Origin of the sequence: Bradyrhizobium sp. INPA03-11B (assembly GCF_040446015.1) — a bacterium.
Lineage (GTDB): Bacteria > Pseudomonadota > Alphaproteobacteria > Rhizobiales > Xanthobacteraceae > Bradyrhizobium > Bradyrhizobium macuxiense_A.
Map to the genome: position 1 here is coordinate 32,081 of NZ_JASGSR010000064.1, position 15,652 is coordinate 47,732.

Annotated in this window: 13 protein-coding genes; 5 read left to right on the top strand and 8 right to left on the bottom strand. The window is 65.3% G+C overall.

The window, feature by feature from the left end:
* The first annotated feature begins 33 nt into the window (after nt 1-33).
* The 3 genes from QMZ05_RS24860 to QMZ05_RS24870 are packed head-to-tail and all read left to right on the top strand — an operon-like array spanning nt 34 to nt 2,929.
* Nucleotides 34-927 carry an ABC transporter permease gene (locus tag QMZ05_RS24860; RefSeq protein WP_353703137.1) on the top strand — a complete coding sequence of 298 codons (894 nt, stop codon included), beginning with the start codon at nt 34-36 and terminating at the stop codon, nt 925-927.
* On the top strand, nt 927-1,940 hold the full coding sequence (locus tag QMZ05_RS24865; RefSeq protein ID WP_353703138.1) for an ABC transporter ATP-binding protein: 1,014 nt from the start codon (nt 927-929) through the stop codon (nt 1,938-1,940). Before QMZ05_RS24860 ends, QMZ05_RS24865 begins: the two co-directional genes overlap by 1 nt.
* A complete protein-coding gene (locus QMZ05_RS24870) occupies nt 1,937-2,929 on the top strand; it encodes a dipeptide ABC transporter ATP-binding protein (RefSeq protein ID WP_353703139.1) in 993 nt (330 codons plus the stop codon). The genes QMZ05_RS24865 and QMZ05_RS24870 overlap by 4 nt, the downstream gene beginning before the upstream one ends.
* 131 nt (nt 2,930-3,060) lie before the next feature.
* Here the strand turns inward: QMZ05_RS24870 and QMZ05_RS24875 are convergent, their stop codons facing one another.
* The 4 genes from QMZ05_RS24875 to QMZ05_RS24890 all read right to left on the bottom strand — a co-directional run bounded on the left by QMZ05_RS24875 (nt 3,061) and on the right by QMZ05_RS24890 (nt 9,245).
* Nucleotides 3,061-5,040, bottom strand: coding sequence for an acetyl-CoA carboxylase biotin carboxylase subunit (locus tag QMZ05_RS24875; protein WP_353703140.1), 1,980 nt, complete (start codon nt 5,038-5,040; stop codon nt 3,061-3,063).
* On the bottom strand, nt 5,037-6,665 hold the full coding sequence (locus tag QMZ05_RS24880; RefSeq protein WP_353703141.1) for a carboxyl transferase domain-containing protein: 1,629 nt from the start codon (nt 6,663-6,665) through the stop codon (nt 5,037-5,039). Before QMZ05_RS24880 ends, QMZ05_RS24875 begins: the two co-directional genes overlap by 4 nt.
* Nucleotides 6,665-8,263, bottom strand: coding sequence for an AMP-binding protein (locus QMZ05_RS24885; RefSeq protein ID WP_353703142.1), 1,599 nt, complete (start codon nt 8,261-8,263; stop codon nt 6,665-6,667). Before QMZ05_RS24885 ends, QMZ05_RS24880 begins: the two co-directional genes overlap by 1 nt.
* A gap of 115 nt (nt 8,264-8,378) precedes the next feature.
* Nucleotides 8,379-9,245 (bottom strand): 3-keto-5-aminohexanoate cleavage protein, encoded by an 867-nt coding sequence (locus QMZ05_RS24890; protein ID WP_353703143.1) that lies wholly within the window; start codon nt 9,243-9,245, stop codon nt 8,379-8,381.
* A 214-nt stretch (nt 9,246-9,459) separates the two neighbouring features.
* Between QMZ05_RS24890 and QMZ05_RS24895 the strand changes: the two genes are divergently transcribed.
* Entirely contained in the window at nt 9,460-10,683 is a 1,224-nt protein-coding gene (locus QMZ05_RS24895; protein ID WP_353703144.1) for an ABC transporter substrate-binding protein, read from the top strand.
* Between the two features lie 144 nt (nt 10,684-10,827).
* On the opposite strand, the gene QMZ05_RS24900 is transcribed toward QMZ05_RS24895, so the two are convergent.
* The 4 genes from QMZ05_RS24900 to QMZ05_RS24915 all read right to left on the bottom strand — a co-directional run bounded on the left by QMZ05_RS24900 (nt 10,828) and on the right by QMZ05_RS24915 (nt 14,878).
* Nucleotides 10,828-11,652, bottom strand: a complete 825-nt coding sequence (locus tag QMZ05_RS24900) for a helix-turn-helix domain-containing protein (RefSeq protein WP_353703145.1) — start codon at nt 11,650-11,652, stop codon at nt 10,828-10,830.
* A gap of 116 nt (nt 11,653-11,768) precedes the next feature.
* Complete coding sequence (locus QMZ05_RS24905; RefSeq protein ID WP_353703146.1) at nt 11,769-12,425, bottom strand: glutathione S-transferase family protein; 657 nt, start codon at nt 12,423-12,425, stop codon at nt 11,769-11,771.
* The gene (locus tag QMZ05_RS24910) at nt 12,425-13,591 is read right to left on the bottom strand and encodes an acyl-CoA dehydrogenase family protein (protein ID WP_353703147.1); all 1,167 of its coding nucleotides are present in this window, start codon (nt 13,589-13,591) and stop codon (nt 12,425-12,427) included. The genes QMZ05_RS24905 and QMZ05_RS24910 overlap by 1 nt, the downstream gene beginning before the upstream one ends.
* 150 nt (nt 13,592-13,741) lie before the next feature.
* Nucleotides 13,742-14,878: an acyl-CoA dehydrogenase family protein gene (locus tag QMZ05_RS24915; RefSeq protein WP_353703148.1), complete on the bottom strand. Its 1,137-nt coding sequence runs from the start codon at nt 14,876-14,878 to the stop codon at nt 13,742-13,744.
* A gap of 214 nt (nt 14,879-15,092) precedes the next feature.
* On the opposite strand from QMZ05_RS24915, the gene QMZ05_RS24920 reads away from it, so the two are divergent.
* On the top strand, nt 15,093-15,652 hold a 560-nt coding region (locus tag QMZ05_RS24920; protein WP_353703149.1), incomplete at its 3' end, for an AMP-binding protein.

Here is a 15,652-nt window from a genome sequence, read left to right on the forward strand (position 1 = left end):
TCCGACAAGATCATGCTCAACTAAAGAGGCCCGATGGCGACGATCAATTTCGACAGCGAATTGCGGCGCGCCGGAGCCAACGCTAGCGGGGGCTGGGGACGGCTCGCCTTCCTCGCGCAACGCCATGTGCTCGGCACGGTCGGCCTGCTCATCATGCTGCTGTTCGTGCTGACCGCGATCTTTGCCGACGTCATCAGCCGCTACGATCCGCTCACCGTTGATTCAGCGCACCGCTTGGCACCACCCTCGATGCTGCACTGGTTCGGCACCGATTCCTTCGGCCGCGACGTCTGGAGCCGCATCATCCACGGCGCGCGGATCTCGCTTGCGGTCGGGATCGGCTCCACGACACTCGGCGCCACGCTCGGCGTGATCGTAGGCCTCGCCTCCGGCTATCTCTCCGGTTGGGTCGATCTCGTGTTCCAGCGAGTGACCGACATCCTGCAATCGCTGCCGCTGCTGGTGCTCGCGCTTGTCATGACCGCAGCGCTCGGCCCGTCGCTGCCGAACGTGATCCTTGCGATCGCGATTCCCCTGATCCCGACCGTCGCCCGCGTCATCCGCGCCAACACGTTGGCACTGCGCGAGCAGCCGTTCGTGGAAGCCGCCAAGTCGATCGGCATGAGCGAGATGCGCATCGCGCTGCGCCATGTGCTGCCGAACACCATCGCGCCGCTGATCGTGCTCGCCACCGCGCAGCTCGGCTCGACCATCCTGACCGAGGCGTCGCTGTCGTTCCTCGGCCTCGGCATTCCCGAACCCTATCCGTCCTGGGGCCGCATGCTGTCGGAATCCGCCGCTGAATATGTCCGCACAGCGCCGTGGCTCGTGATCTTCCCCGGCATTGCGATCAGTCTCGCGGTGTTCGGCACCAATCTGTTCGGCGACGCGCTGCGCGACATCCTTGATCCGAGGCAGCGCGGCTGATGAGCGAGGCTATTCCGGCAGAGACGGTTCTCGACGTGAAGAACCTGCAGACGGTGTTCTTCACCAACTCCGGCCTGTTCCGCGCAGTCGACGACGTCTCGTTCTCGGTCCGCCGCGGCGAGACGCTGGCCATCGTCGGCGAATCCGGCTGCGGCAAGAGCGTCAGCGCGCTCTCGATCATGCGTCTGGTGCCTGATCCGCCCGGCCGCATCGTCGGCGGCTCGGTGACGCTCGAAGGCACCGACCTTTTGAAGCTCGACGATGCCGCGATGCGCAGCATCCGGGGCAACCGCATCTCGATGATCTTCCAGGAACCGATGACCTCGCTCAATCCGGTGATGCGGATCGGCGACCAGATCATCGAGGCGGTACGGCTGCATCAGAAGGTGAGCAGCAAGGAGGCCTGGAAGCAGGCCGTCGACATGCTGCGGCTGGTGCGCATCCCGGAACCGGAGCGCCGCGCGCAGGAATATCCGCACCAGCTCTCCGGCGGCATGCGCCAGCGCGCGATGATCGCGATGGCGCTGGCGTGCCGACCGGCGCTGCTGATCGCCGACGAGCCGACCACGGCGCTCGACGTCACCATCCAGGCGCAGATCCTGGCGCTGATCGTCGATTTGCAGCAGCGGCTCGGCACCGGGCTGATCCTGATCACCCATGACCTCGGCGTCGTCGCGCAGACCGCGCAGCGCGTGATCGTGATGTATGCCGGCAAGAAGGTCGAGGAAGCGACAGTTGAATCTTTGTTCGAGACGCCGCTGCATCCCTACACCCGCGGCCTGATGGCCTCGATCCCCGCGGTGCCTTCGTCCGATGCGAAGGAGGACGTGCGGCTGGTCGAAATCCCCGGCATGGTGCCGTCGCTGACCAGGTTGCCGCCCGGCTGCGCCTTCGCGCCGCGCTGCAAGCTCGCGGTCGACCGTTGCCGCCAGGAATATCCGCCGCTCGACGAGATCAAGAGCAATCACTGGGCGGCGTGCTGGCGTGCCGGCGAGATAGCGGAGGCGTCATGACCGAACAGCGCCCGCTCCTCGAGGTGACCGATCTCGTCAAGCACTACGCGGTGCGCGGCGGCGTGCTGCGCCGGCAGGTCGGCACCGTGCATGCGGTCGACGGCGTCAGCTTTGCGCTCGGCGCCGGCGAGACGCTCGGCCTGGTCGGCGAATCCGGCTGCGGCAAGTCGACCGTGGCGCGCACCGTGCTGCGGCTGGTCGAGCCGACCAGCGGCGCCATCAAGCTCGACGGCGAGGACATCGCGCCGCTCAGCAAGACCGCGCTGCGGCCGTACCGTCGCTCGATGCAGATCGTGTTCCAGGATCCGTTTGCCTCGCTCAACCCGCGCATGACGGCGGGCGACATCGTCGGCGAACCCTTGACTGTCCATGGCATCGCGGCCGGCGCGAAGAAGCAGGAGCGCGTCGCGGAGCTGTTCCAGCAGGTAGGCCTCCGGCCCGACCAGATGAAGAATTTTCCGCATCAGTTTTCCGGCGGCCAGCGCCAGCGCATCTGCATCGCGCGGGCGCTGTCGCTCGGGCCGCGGCTGATCGTCTGCGACGAGCCGGTCTCCGCGCTCGACGTCTCGATCCAGGCGCAGGTGATCAATCTGTTGATCGACCTGCAGCGCAAGCAGAAGTTCTCCTATTTGTTCATCGCGCACGATCTCGCGGTCGTCGCCCATATCAGCCACCGCGTTGCCGTGATGTATCTCGGCCGCATTGTCGAGATCGCGGACAAGCACGAGCTGTTCGCCAATCCGCGGCATCCCTATACGCAGGCGCTGCTGGCCTCGGTGCCGATCGCCGACCCCAAGGCGAAGCGCACTGCGCCCTTGATCGACGGCGACGTGCCGAGCCCGATCAACCCGCCCTCCGGCTGCGCCTTCCACACCCGCTGCCGCTACGCGATGGATCGCTGCAAGACCGAGCGGCCGGTGTTGCAGGCGGCGGGCGCGGGACATCAGGTCGCGTGCTGGCTGAATGACGGGACGGGGCGGGAGGAGTAAAGCTGTCGTCCCTGCGAAAGCAGGGACCTATAACCACAGTCGTTCGCCGTCTCGCGGTGCTGGGGCCCCAGCGCGTTTCAGCAAGGTAGATCGGTGGTTATGGGTCCCGGCCTTCGCCGGGACGACACCTGTTATGCGGCGGCCTCGATCTCCACGACGATCTTCCCCGTCGTCACCTGCTCGCCTTCAGCAACATCAATCGACGACACTGTGCCGGCGACGCCGGCGGTGTGGACGTGCTCCATCTTCATCGCCTCCAGCGTCATCACCGGCTGGCCCGCGGCGACCTTGTCGCCGGCTTTCACCAGTACGGCAACGACCCGGCCGTTCATGGCGGCGCGGACCTTGCCGTCGCCGCCGGCGGCCGACGCGCTCTCCGGCGGCGCGAGCGTGAGGTCGCGGGCCGAGAGCGTGACGCCGCGATGCAGGATATGGAGCCGATCGCCGTCGCGCAGGAACTTGGCTTGCTCCATCACACCGTCGTGGTGAAAGCGGATGCTGTCCTGGTCGAGTTCGTCGATCGCGAAACTGAAGCGATCGCCATTGCGGCTCGCGACATAGCTCCCGTCGCGCTCGCGGACAATCTCGATCTCCTGCGCGCCATGGCCGAGATCGATCCGCAGGCCGAGCGGAAACGTCGTCGACAGCGACCGGCCGCGCTGCCATGGCGGCGCATGCGGATGGGTGACATAGAGCAGCAGCGCCGCGAGCGCGAAATCGCTGCCGCGATCGGGCCGCGGCGCCAGCAGGGCCTCGCGGTTATTGCCGATGAAGGCCGTGGTCGCCTCGCCCTTGGCAAAGACCGGATGGCGCAGGCAGTCGATCAGGAAACCTTGATTGGTGGTGACGCCGAACGCCGTGACCTGCTCCAGCGCAGAGATCAGCCTGCCGCGCGCCTCGTCGCGGGTGGCGCCGTGACTGATGACCTTGGCGATCATCGAATCATAGAACGGCGGGATCTCAGAGCCGGACTTAAGCGCATGCTCGACACGGATGCCGTCAGGCATCTGCCACCGCGCCATCGTGCCGGATTGCGGCATGAAGTCGTGCCCGGCGTCCTCCGAGCACAGCCGAACCTCGATGGCATGACCGGAGAAGGTGATGTCCTCCTGCCTCACGCCGAGCGGCTCGCCGCGGGCGACGCGAAGCTGCAGCTCGACCAGGTCGAGCCCGGTGATCGCCTCGGTGACGGGATGCTCGACCTGGAGCCGCGTGTTCATCTCCATGAAGTAGAAATTGCCGGCGCGATCGAGCAGGAATTCGAGCGTCCCTGCGCCCTCGTAGCCGATCGCCTTGACCGCCTGGACTGCGACCGCGCCCATGCGCGCGCGCAACTCCGGCGTCACCGCCGGCGACGGCGCCTCCTCGATCAGCTTCTGGTGCCGCCGCTGCACCGAGCAGTCGCGCTCGCCGAGATGGATCGCGTTGCCATGACGGTCGCCGAACACCTGGATTTCGATGTGGCGCGGATCGACGATCGCGCGCTCCAGGATGACGGTGGGATCACCGAACGCGCCCTGCGCTTCCGACCGCGCGCTGCGCAGCGCATCCGGAAACGCCGCCGCGTCCGCGACCAGCCGCATGCCGCGGCCACCACCGCCGGCGACCGCCTTGATCATGACGGGAAAACCGACCTTCTTCGCTTCCGCCAGCATCGCCGCATCGCTCTGGTCGGCGCCTTGATAGCCGGGCACGCAGGGCACACCGGCCTTCTGCATGATCTCTTTGGCGCCGGCCTTGTTGCCCATCGCGAGGATCGCCTCCGGCGACGGGCCGATGAACACCAGCCCCGCATCGCAGCAAGCCTGTGCAAAGTCCTCGTTCTCGGCGAGGAACCCGTAGCCGGGATGCACCGCGCCGGCGCCGCTTGCCTTGGCGGCAGCGATGATCGCGTCGATTTTCAGATAGGATTGCGCCGGCAGCGCCTCGCCGATCCGTATCGCCTGATCGGCCTCGCGCACATGCAGCGCGTCGCGGTCGGCGTCCGAATAGACCGCGACGATGCCATAGCCGAGCCGCCGCGCCGAGCGCATGATGCGCAGCGCGATCTCGCCGCGATTGGCGATCAGCACCTTGAAGAACGGCGTCCGCTTCACGATTACCCCGCTCATGGCCGCGCCACCGAGAACTGCATGCGCTGCGGGCTGCGCGCCTCGGCCTCGCGGCAGATCGCAAGCACCTCTGACAGCACTGTCCGGGTATCGCGCGGATCGATCACGCCGTCGTCGAGCACGCGGGCGCTGGTCGAGAACACGTCCATCTGGCCGTCGAAAACACCCGTGATCTGCGCCTTCATCGCGTCCAGCTTCTCCTTCTCGATCGGCTTGCCGCGTCGCGCGGCCGCCGCCTCGGTCACGATCGCCATGGTTTCGGCGGCCTGCTCGCCGCCCATCACGGCGGTCTTGGCATTGGGCCAGGAGAAGCAGAAGCGCGGATGGAAGCCGCGGCCGCACATGCCGTAATTGCCGGCGCCGAACGATGCGCCGCAATACAGCGTGATCTGCGGCACCGTCGCCGACGTCACCGCCTGGATCATCTTCGAGCCGTGCTTGATCATGCCGGCCTCTTCATAGGCCTTACCCACCATGTAGCCAGTGGTGTTGTTCATATAGAGGATCGGCGTGCGCGACTGGCAGCAAGCCTGGATGAAATGCGTCGCCTTGTTGGCACCGGGCACGTCGAGCGGGCCGTTGTTGGTGATGATGCCAATCGCTTGGCCCTGGATGCGGGCATGACCGCAGACCGTCGCCGGGCCGTAGTTGGCGCCGAACTCGGTGAGATCGGAATCGTCGATGAAGCGCGCGATCGCCTGGCGCATGTCGACGGGACGCTTGTGGTCCATCGGCATGATGCCGAGCAATTCCTCGGCGTCGTAGCGCGGCGGCTTGAACGCGGCAGGTTCTGGGCTCGGCCGATCCCGAGGGCGGTCCCAGGGCAGCTTGGCCATAATGTCGCGCGCGATGCGCAGCGCGTCGCGGTCATCCTCAGCAAGATAATCGCCGAGGCCGGAGATTTGGGTATGCATCTCCGCGCCGCCGAGCTCCTCCTCGGTCGCGATCTCGCCGGTGGCGGCCTTGAGCAAAGGCGGCCCGGCGAGGAACGCGCGGGTGCGGCCGCGCACCATCACGATGTAGTCGGAGAGGCCGGTCTGGTAGGCGCCGCCCGCGGTCGAGGAGCCGTGGGTGACGGTGACGACCGGAAGCCCGGCCGCCGACAGCCGCGCCAGGTTGCGGAAGATGTTGCCGCCGCGAACGAAATCCTCGACCCGGTAGCGCAGCAGATTGGCGCCGGCGCTTTCGACCAGCTGCACGTACGGCAGCTTGTTCTCCAGTGCGAGCTCCTGCACCCGCAGCGTCTTGTCGAGGCCGTAGGGCTGCAGCGCGCCGGCGTCGATGCCGGCATCATTGGCGCTGACCATGCAGCGGATGCCGGAGACGAAGCCGATGCCGGCGACCAGGCCGCCGCCGGGCACGCTTTTGTCCGCATCCGGCACATCGAACATGTAGCCGGCGAGCGTCGACAGTTCGAGGAACGGCGAGCCGGGATCGAGCACCAGCGCGACGCGCTCGCGCGGCAAGAGCTGGCCGCGCTTGTGGAAGCGGTCCTTTGCCGCGGCGGAGGCCGCGCGGGTCCGCTCTTCCAACCCGCGCATCCGGGCGATCAGCGCCAGCATGCCGTCGCGATTGCCCTGGAATGCGGCGCCGCCGGTGGCGATGGTGTTCTCGATGATGGCCACTACGCGCGCTCCACAAAATGCCCACTATGTTGCTGCCGCAGCTCGACCTTACGCAGCTTGCCGGTCGCGGTCATCGGCATCTCCTCGAGGATACGCACCAGCTTCGGCACCTGGAAACCACCAAGATGCCTTCTGCAATGCGCCTCGATGTCGGCCTCGTCGACTACAGCGCCGGGCTTCAGCTTGACGAAGGCGGAGACGGCCTCGCCCCATTGCGGATGCGGCAGGCCGACCACGGCGGCATTCTGCACCGCCGGATGCGCCAGCAGCGTCTCCTCGATCTTGACGGACGCGACATTCTCGCCGCCCGACTTGATCATGTCCTTCTTGCGATCGAGGAACAGCACCTCGCCATTGCCGTCGATCAGGGCAAGATCGCCGGTATGGTGCCAGCCGAACCTGCGCGCTTCCTCGGTCGACTTCGGGTCCTTGTAATAGCCCATCATCACGTTCGGCCCGCGATGCACCAGCTCGCCGATCTCGCCGCGCGGCAAAAGGTTGCCGTTGTCGTCCATGATCGCAGTCTCGTTGACAACAAGCGACTCGCCCCAGTAATTGCCGAAGCGATCGAGCTGCACTTCCGGCCGCGACATCGTGGTCGCCGGATACATCTCGGTCTGGCCGCTGGTCAGCACGAAGTTCGGGCACATGTCCGCCATCGCGCGTTCGAGCAACGGTTTGCCCATCGGCGCCATGGTGTAGATGCAGCAGCGCAGGCCCGACAGATCATACTCGCGCCGGCGCGGATGATCGAGGATCGCCTGGTACATCAGCGACAGGCCGACGAACACCGTGAGCTTGTCGCGGACGATCGCCTCCATGCAGACCACCGGATCGAAGCCGCGCATCAGCGCCATCCGGCCGCCGACCGAGAGATAGCTGAGCAGCAGTACGTGGCCGGCGCAGTGGAACAGCGGAAACTGCCCGGTGATCCCGTCATCGCGCGACAGCTGCATCTCGATGCAGTTGCTCATCACGGCCATGACCACGGCGAGGTGGCAATGCATCGCGCCCTTCGGCCGCGATGTCGTGCCCGACGTGTAGATGATCATTGCGAGGTCGCGATCGTTGATCTCGATCTCAGGCTCGGTGTCGGATTGGCCCTCCAGCAGACCGTTGAACTCCTGCAACCCGGTCTTGCCGGCATTGCCGGTCAGGTCGACCGCGATCATCTCCATGCCACGCGCTTCCAGCGCGGCGCGACGGTCAGCCTGGGCGTGGAGGTTGTCGTCGATGATGGCGAAGCGGACTTCGGCATGACCAACAATGTAGTCCATGTCCGCCGGACCGAGCATGGTGTTGATCGGCACCCAGACCAGGCCGGCGCGGTGGATGCCGAACAGCGCTTTGACGAACTCGACCGAGTTGTTGCAGATGGTCGAGATCTTCTCGCCCGGCTTCAATCCGCGCTGCACCAGATAATTGGCGAAGCGATTGGCGTCGCGTTCGAGCTCGGTGAAGGTGACCTGCCGGTTGCCATCGGTCAGTGCCACGCGATCCGGAAACCGCCGCGCGGCGCGCTTCAGAAGATCACCGATCGCGACTCGCCCGATGCGGCCCGGTCCGGTGACGCCGCCGGTTGCTGCGAGATTGTCCATGTCTGGTTCTCCTCTCAACCGTCATTCCGAGGAGCGAAGCGACGAAGCAATCCACCCTGTCTTCGAGTAGCAAGATGGATTGCTTCGCTACGCTCGCAATGACGGCTGGCGTGACCTAGTGTCTCGTCCCAAAAATCTGCCGCGCTTCCGCGGGGCTCGCGATCTCGCGGCCGGCGCGGCGCGCGCAGGCGGCGAGCCCTTCGACGAGCTGCCCGTTCGACGTCACCTTGGTGCCGTCGCCGAGATAGAACGTGTCTTCCAAGCCGCTGCGCAGATGGCCGCCGAGGTCGGCGGCACGTTGGTGCAGCGGCCAGATCTCGGCGCGGCCGATCGCGGTGACCTGCCAATGCGCCTCCGGGGTCTTCAGCTTCAGGAGAATCGGCAACAGCTCCGGATCGGCCGGCATGCCTGAGGCCACTCCCATGACGAAATTGTATTCGAGTGGGCCGGAATACATGCCGGTCTGCCGGTACATGCCGACGCAGCGCACGATGCCGACGTCGAAGCACTCGAATTCCGGGATAGTGCCGGCCGCCTTCATGACGTCGAGATAATCCTGCACCTTTTCGACCGCGTTATCGAACATCATCGGCGGCCAGGCCCAGGTGTTGTCGGCCTTGACCTTCAGATAGTTCAGCGAGCCGGCGTTGCAGGCGGCGATCTCCGGCCTGGTCTCGCGCACGCAATCGAGCGCGCCCTGGTAGTTCGGGCCCGACGTGCCGGTGGTGTGGTTGATGATCACGCCGGGGCAGGCCTCGCGGATCGCCTGCTGGATCTCCTTGCTGACGCCGACGTCCCAGGACGGGAGGTGGCCCTTGTTCGGCTCCTGCTGACGCAGATGGATGTGCATGATGCTGGCGCCGGCGTTGAACGCGGCTTTGGCCTCGCGCGCCATCTGTTCCGGCGTCACCGGAACGTTGTGCTGCTTCGGGTCGGTAAGCACGCCGTTCAGCGCGCAGGTGATGACGGCCTTGTCGCTCATGGGTCTCTTGTCCGCTTTGCAGTGCACATGCGCTGCTGGTTTTCCCATGATGAGAAATTTGTCTTCGCGCCATCTTGCGTTGACTGGCTAAGTCAATGCGCCCGCGCCGTAATTCGCCGCCAGCCGGTTAACACAAGACGCCGAGCCCACGTGACGCGTAGGCTCTACTTCAAGCAGAAGCGGCGCAACAAGCCGGCATCACGGGGAGAACGTCATGGTCTCGATCAACCGGCGCAGATGGCTCACCGGCGCGGCAGGCGCGGGGCTAGCCGCAGCCACGGGCCTCCGGCCTTCGCTGGCCGAAGACACACCCGGGGTCACCGCGACCGAGATCAGGATCGGCAGCACCACTTCGCTGAGTGGCCCGGTGTCGGCGCTCGGTGTGCAGGCACGGTGCCAGGAAGCCTATTTCAAGATGCTGAACGAGCAGGGCGGCATCGCCGGCCGGCAGATCAAGTACATCTACTACGACGATGCGTTCAATCCGGCCAAGACGGTCGAGCAGGTGCGCCGCCTGATCGAGAGCGACAATGTCGCCTTCCTGTTCAACATGCTCGGCACCGCGCCGAATTCGGCCGTCGTCAAATACATCAACGCCGCCAAGGTGCCGCATCTGTTCCTGTCGGTGAACGGCGACAAATGGGGCGACTACAAGTCTTATCCGTGGACCATGGGCTTCGCGCCGAGCGCGCGGACCGAGGCGCAGGTGTTCGTCAAATATGCGCTGAGCCAGCACAAGGACGCGAAGTTCGCGGTACTCTACCAGAACGACGATCTCGGCAAGGACTTCGTCGCCGGCGCCAAGGATGTGCTGGGCGAGCGGTTCGCGACATCGGCCGTCGTCGCCTCGCACGAGGTCACCGATCCCACGATCGATTCCCAGATCGTCGCCTTGCGCGGCGCCAACCCTGATGTGCTGATCTCGGGCACCACGGCAAAGTTCTGCGCGCAGTCGATCCGCAAGATCTATGAGCTCGGCTGGAAGCCGATGCATTTCATCGCCAGCGGTGCTGCGTCGCTGTCTTCGACCATCGTCCCCGTCGGCCTCGACAAGGCGCAGGGCACGATCTCGTCGGCCTATATCAAGGACGTTGCCGATCCGGCCTGGACCAATGATCAAGGCGTGAAGGATTTCCTCGCCTTCATGGAAAAATACTTCCCCGACGGCAATCCGAAGGAAGGCTACAACCTCTACGCCTATATGGTGGCGAACGTGCTCAAGATCGTGCTCGAGCAGTGCAAGGGCAATTTCAGCCGCGACAACATCATGGCGCAGGCGAACAATCTGAAAGACGTCTACGTCCCGACGCTGTTGCCCGGCATCAAGGTCAACACCAGCCCGACCAATCATCATCCGCTGCAGCAGTTGCAGTTGCAACGGATCGAAGGGCCCGGCTGGTTGCGGTTCGGCGAGGTGATCCAGGGCGCGAATTTGTAAGGGTGGAGGCAAATCTCACCGTCGTCCCGGCGAAGGCCGGGACCCATACCGCGTGATCTATCCGTGATGCGGGATGGCAGCGGGCTTTTGAAACAATAACCGGCTGTGGTTATGGGTCCCGGCCTTCGCCGGGACGACGGAAGGTTACGTCAGCGCGCGTTCCTGCCCGGTCCGGTAGATCGCAAGATCGCGCGAGCCGGAGAAGATCGCGCGCGGCTTCAGGCCATAGAAGCGGCGGATCGAGTGGCTGAAATGGGTGCTGTCGGGATAGCCGATATCCTGCGCGAGATGCGCGAGGTTGATGTCCTGGTTGGCGAAATGCAGCAGATGCCGCGCGCGCTTCCAGGCGCGGAAGGAGCGGAACGAGATTCCGGTCTCCTCCTTGAACAGATGCAGGAAGCGCGAGGGCGACAGCCCGGCCTCGGCGGCACAGCCTGCCGCGGTCACCGGCTCGCCGGAGAACTGCCCGATGCGGCCGATCGCGCGCACGACCCTCGGATCGAGCACGCGCTGCGGCAGCGCGTCGCCGAAACACATGGTGTCGAACTCGGCATTCGCGATGGCGTCACGATGCTGCATCTCGGCGAGCGTCGCATAAGCGTTGCGGATCCGGTTCGCGAACAAATGAGAGTCCGGTCCCTGCAGGCGGCGGGCGACCGCTTCCAGCGTGCCGTCGGGCACGCTCTCCGGCTCGATCGCAACGCAGATCGCGGAACGATATTCGCTGGTGATGGTGTGGCGCAGGTTCGGCATCGTCACCGCGAGTTCGCCACGGGACTCGCGGCCCTCGCTGGTCGACAGGTGCAAGCCGTCGCGGATCGCGACATAGACGTGGAATGCGCCGGGGCAGCGTTCACGGGGGCGGCCGAGCAGCCCGGCATAGAACACCCGCTCCGGCGTGATCAGCATCCGGTGACCGGACTGCTGCTGGCCGGAATTCTGGCACTTCGCGTCCACGATCGCGTCCATGGCGGTTCCTCCTCGCGCGGCTCTTTGGGCCGCTGCGGCGGAGCTACCATAGCGCAAATTCGCAAGCTGTCACCGACGCGCTGGATCAATTCCGAGACACATCGACGCCGGCGCGATCAAGGCCGCGGGCGCGGCGCAACATTCTGTTCCAGCCCGGCTTTCTGCTCCGACGCCACCGCGCGCCGGTAACCGTCGCGCTGCTGCAGCCGCGCCCAATAGGCCGCGACATTCGGCCCGAAATCCTTGGCAAGGCCGATATTGCTGGCGAGCCGGAGCGCATAACCGTTCGTGATGTCGGCGGCCGTGAAGCGTTCCGCGCAGAGGAATTCCGACTTCGCCGCGGCGGCCTCCACTGCACGCAGGCGGCCGAGGAACCATTTTGCATAGTCGCCGGAAACCTGCGGATTGCGCCGCTCCTCCGGCTCGAGCTGGCTGTAGCGGAGCACCAATGTCTGCGGAAAGGTCAGCGTCGCATCGGAAAAATACATCCAGTTCAGGAACGCGCCATAGGCCGGCTCGTCGACGCCCACGATCAGCGGCGTCGGGCCATATTTGGTGCCGAGGTAATGGCAGATGCCGGAGGACTCCGTCATCCTGGTCTCGCCGTCGATCATGAACGGGATGGTGCCGAGCGGATTGATGCCGAGATATTCCTTGGCGAACACGCGCGGCGGGAACGGCAGCATCTTCAGCTCATAGGGCAGCCCGAGCTCCTCCAGCATCCACAGCGGGCGGAACGAGCGCGCGGCGTCGCAGTGATAGAGCGTGATCATCAGGCGTTTCCCTTCTTCAGGCCGGGCAGCGTGCCCATCATCTTGCACAATACCATGAGCATCACCTCGTCAGCACCGCCGCCGATCGAGGTCAGGCGGCTGTCGCGATAGGCCCGGCTGACCGGCGTCTCGTTGGTGAAACCCATGCCGCCCCAATATTGCAGGCAGGCATCGGTGAGCTCGCGACCGAGCCGGCCGGCCTTCAATTTCGCCATGGTCGCAAGCCGGGTCACATCCTCGCCCGCCACCAACGCCTCGGCGGCGCGATAGATCAGCGAGCGCAAGAGCTCGACCTCGGTCTGCATCTCCGCAAGCTTGAAGTGCACCACCTGGTTATCGAGGATCGAGCCGCCGAATGCCTTGCGGTTGCGGGTATACTCGATGGTCTCGTTGATGATGAACTCATGCGCCTTCAGGCAGGCCGCGGCACCCCACAGCCGCTCTTCCTGGAATTGGATCATCTGGTAGGTGAAGCCCTGGCCTTCCTCGCCGATCCGGTTGCGCTTCGGCACCCGGACATTGTCGAAGAAGATCTGCGCCGTATCCGACGAGCGCATGCCGAGCTTGTCGAGCTTTCGCGCGACCTGGACGCCCTTGGTTTTCATCGGCACGCAGATCAGCGACTTGTTGCGATGGACCTGGCCGTCGCTGGTGTTGGCGAGCAGGCAAATCCAGTCGGCCTGGGTGCCGTTGGTGATCCACATCTTGCCGCCATTGATGACGTAGTCGTCGCCGTCGGAGCGTGCATTGGTCTTGATCGAGGCGACGTCGGAGCCGGCGCCGGGCTCGGAGACGCCGATGCAGGCGACCTGGTCGCCGGCAATCGCTGGCGCCAGGAACTCGCGCCGCACCTCGTCGGAGCCGAACCGCGCCAGGGCCGGCGTCGCCATGTCGGTCTGCACCCCGATCGCCATCGGCACGCCGCCGCAGGTGATCGCACCGAGCTCCTCGGCCATCATCAGCGCGTAGGAGTAATCGAGTCCCTGGCCGCCGAACTCGACCGGCTTGTTGAGGCCGAGGAAACCGAGATCGCCGAGCTTCTTGAACAGCTCATGCGCCGGGAAGATGTCGGCCTTCTCCCATTCGTCGACATGGGGATTGATCTCGGCCGCGATGAATTTTTGCAAGAGCCGGCGCGGTTCGTCGTGGTCGGCGGTGAAGAGCATGGTTCTTACCTCGTCATTCCGGGGCGACGCGAAGCGGCGAGCCCGGAATCCATTTCACATCGAATCTGCTGCCCGATGGATTCCGGGCTCGCGCTCCGCGTCGCCCTCAGGTGCGCAATTGCGCACCGGGGAATGACGGAGCAAAATCCATCACAGTCCCATCTGCCTTGACGCGAGATCCTTCATGATCTCCTCGGTGCCACCGCCGATGGCGTTGACCTTGACCTCGCGGTAGATGCGCTCGACCTTGACGCCGCGCATGAAGCCGGCGCCGCCGAAGATCTGCACCGCCTCGGAGGCGCAATGCGCCATCGTCTGCGTCGCCTGGTTCTTCATCATGCAGATCTCGGCGACCGGGCTTTCGCCCTGGCCGAGCCGCCACGCCAGCATCTCCAGCATCGCCTGGGACGCCGCGACCTTCTGCGCCATGTCGACGATCTTGTGCCTGATGACCTGGTGCTGGGCGATCGGCTTGCCGAACGTCTTGCGCTCCTTGGCATAGGCGACCGCCTCGTCGAGGCAGACGCGGGCATAGGCAGTGCAGCTCGCCGCCATGCCCATGCGCTCGCTGTTGAAGTTCTGCATGATGATCTTGAAGCCTTGGCCTTCCTCGCCGATCAAGTTCTCGACCGGCACGCGGCACTCATCGAAATGAAGTGTCGCGGTATCCGACGCCCACCAGCCCATCTTCTTCAGCTTGGTACGGGAGAGGCCCGGCGTATTGCCCTCGATCAAGAGCAGGCTGACGCCGCCGGGACCCTCGCCGCCGGTGCGCACCGCAACCGTCAGATAGTCGGCGCGCATCCCCGAGGTGATGAAGGTCTTCTCGCCGGAGACGACGTAATGGTCGCCGTCGCGCTGCGCCTTGGTACGGAGGTTCGCGACATCCGAGCCGCCGCTCGGCTCGGTGATCGCCAGCGCGGAGATCTTCTTGCCGGCAAGCACCTCCGGCAGCACCCGCGCCTTGACCTCGGGGCGGGCGGCACGCGCGATCGGCGGCGAGCCGATGGTATGGCTCATCAGGCTCGAGGAGACGCCCCCGGCACCGGCCCGCGCCAGCTCCTGCGAGGCCACGATCTTCATGAACTGGTCGGCGGCGACCCCGCCATATTCTTCCGGGAAACCGAGGCCGAGCAGCCCGACCTCGGACGCCTTGGCATAGAGTTCGCGCGGAAACTCGCCCTCCTCGTCCCATTGATGGGCATAAGGCTCGATTTCCCTGGCCACAAAGCGCCGCATCACCTCGCGAAAGGCCTCATGCTCGGCGGTGTAGAACGGGTTTGCCATCCGCGTGCTCCCTGATTCCCGGATCCGACGATGTCCGGATTTTTCCTGGGCCACTTGCGTCGAGTGGCTGTCCGCCGGAACGGGTTTCCATCTGGCCACCCGCCAGCCACTAAACGCAAGACAGTATCCCGATACGCCCCCTCCACTGCCAATTCATGGCATCAATCGAGCCAGGAACAGGCGGCGCAAGACTGCCGTTCCAGAGGAGGGACATGTGCCGGTTCGTTACTACGACTGGATCGCGCATCATCGCCGGCGCACGCCGGAAAAGATGGCGCTTGTCGATCTCGCAAGCGGACGCCGCTTCAGCTATGCGGAGCTCGACGCCCGCGTGTCGCGGCTAGCCGCCTGGCTGCGTGACGGGCTGAAGGTTGCGCGCGGCGACCGGGTGGCGGTACTGGCGCTGAACACCACGGATACGCTGGAGATCCAGTTCGCCTGCTTCCGGATCGGCGCGGTCTTCCTGCCGCTCAATACCCGCCTCACCGTTCCCGAGCTGCGCTACATCACCGCCGACGCCTCGCCGAAGGTGATGATCCATGACGACGACCTCGCCGAGACCGCGCTTGCGGTCGCCAAACTCTGCGATGTCGCGTCGACCGTGCGGCTCGGCGCGGGCGGCGCCTATGAAGCCGGCATCGCGGCGGCCAGGCCGCTCGAACGGTTCGAGGAGGTCACGCTCGATGACATCTCGACCATCATGTACACCTCGGGCACCACGGGTCAGCCCAAGGGCGCGATCATCACCCATGGGATGACGTTCTGGAATTGCGT

Excerpts from the sequence above, each read along its gene's own strand:
- QMZ05_RS24860 (WP_353703137.1), top strand. The coding sequence starts at position 34 with ATGGCGACGATCAATTTCGACAGCGAATTGCGGCGCGCCGGAGCCAAC.
- QMZ05_RS24865 (WP_353703138.1), top strand. The coding sequence starts at position 927 with ATGAGCGAGGCTATTCCGGCAGAGACGGTTCTCGACGTGAAGAACCTG.
- QMZ05_RS24870 (WP_353703139.1), top strand. The coding sequence starts at position 1,937 with ATGACCGAACAGCGCCCGCTCCTCGAGGTGACCGATCTCGTCAAGCAC.
- QMZ05_RS24875 (WP_353703140.1), bottom strand. The coding sequence starts at position 5,040 with ATGAGCGGGGTAATCGTGAAGCGGACGCCGTTCTTCAAGGTGCTGATC.
- QMZ05_RS24885 (WP_353703142.1), bottom strand. The coding sequence starts at position 8,263 with ATGGACAATCTCGCAGCAACCGGCGGCGTCACCGGACCGGGCCGCATC.
- QMZ05_RS24890 (WP_353703143.1), bottom strand. The coding sequence starts at position 9,245 with ATGAGCGACAAGGCCGTCATCACCTGCGCGCTGAACGGCGTGCTTACC.
- QMZ05_RS24895 (WP_353703144.1), top strand. The coding sequence starts at position 9,460 with ATGGTCTCGATCAACCGGCGCAGATGGCTCACCGGCGCGGCAGGCGCG.
- QMZ05_RS24900 (WP_353703145.1), bottom strand. The coding sequence starts at position 11,652 with ATGGACGCGATCGTGGACGCGAAGTGCCAGAATTCCGGCCAGCAGCAG.
- QMZ05_RS24905 (WP_353703146.1), bottom strand. The coding sequence starts at position 12,425 with ATGATCACGCTCTATCACTGCGACGCCGCGCGCTCGTTCCGCCCGCTG.
- QMZ05_RS24910 (WP_353703147.1), bottom strand. The coding sequence starts at position 13,591 with ATGCTCTTCACCGCCGACCACGACGAACCGCGCCGGCTCTTGCAAAAA.
- QMZ05_RS24915 (WP_353703148.1), bottom strand. The coding sequence starts at position 14,878 with ATGGCAAACCCGTTCTACACCGCCGAGCATGAGGCCTTTCGCGAGGTG.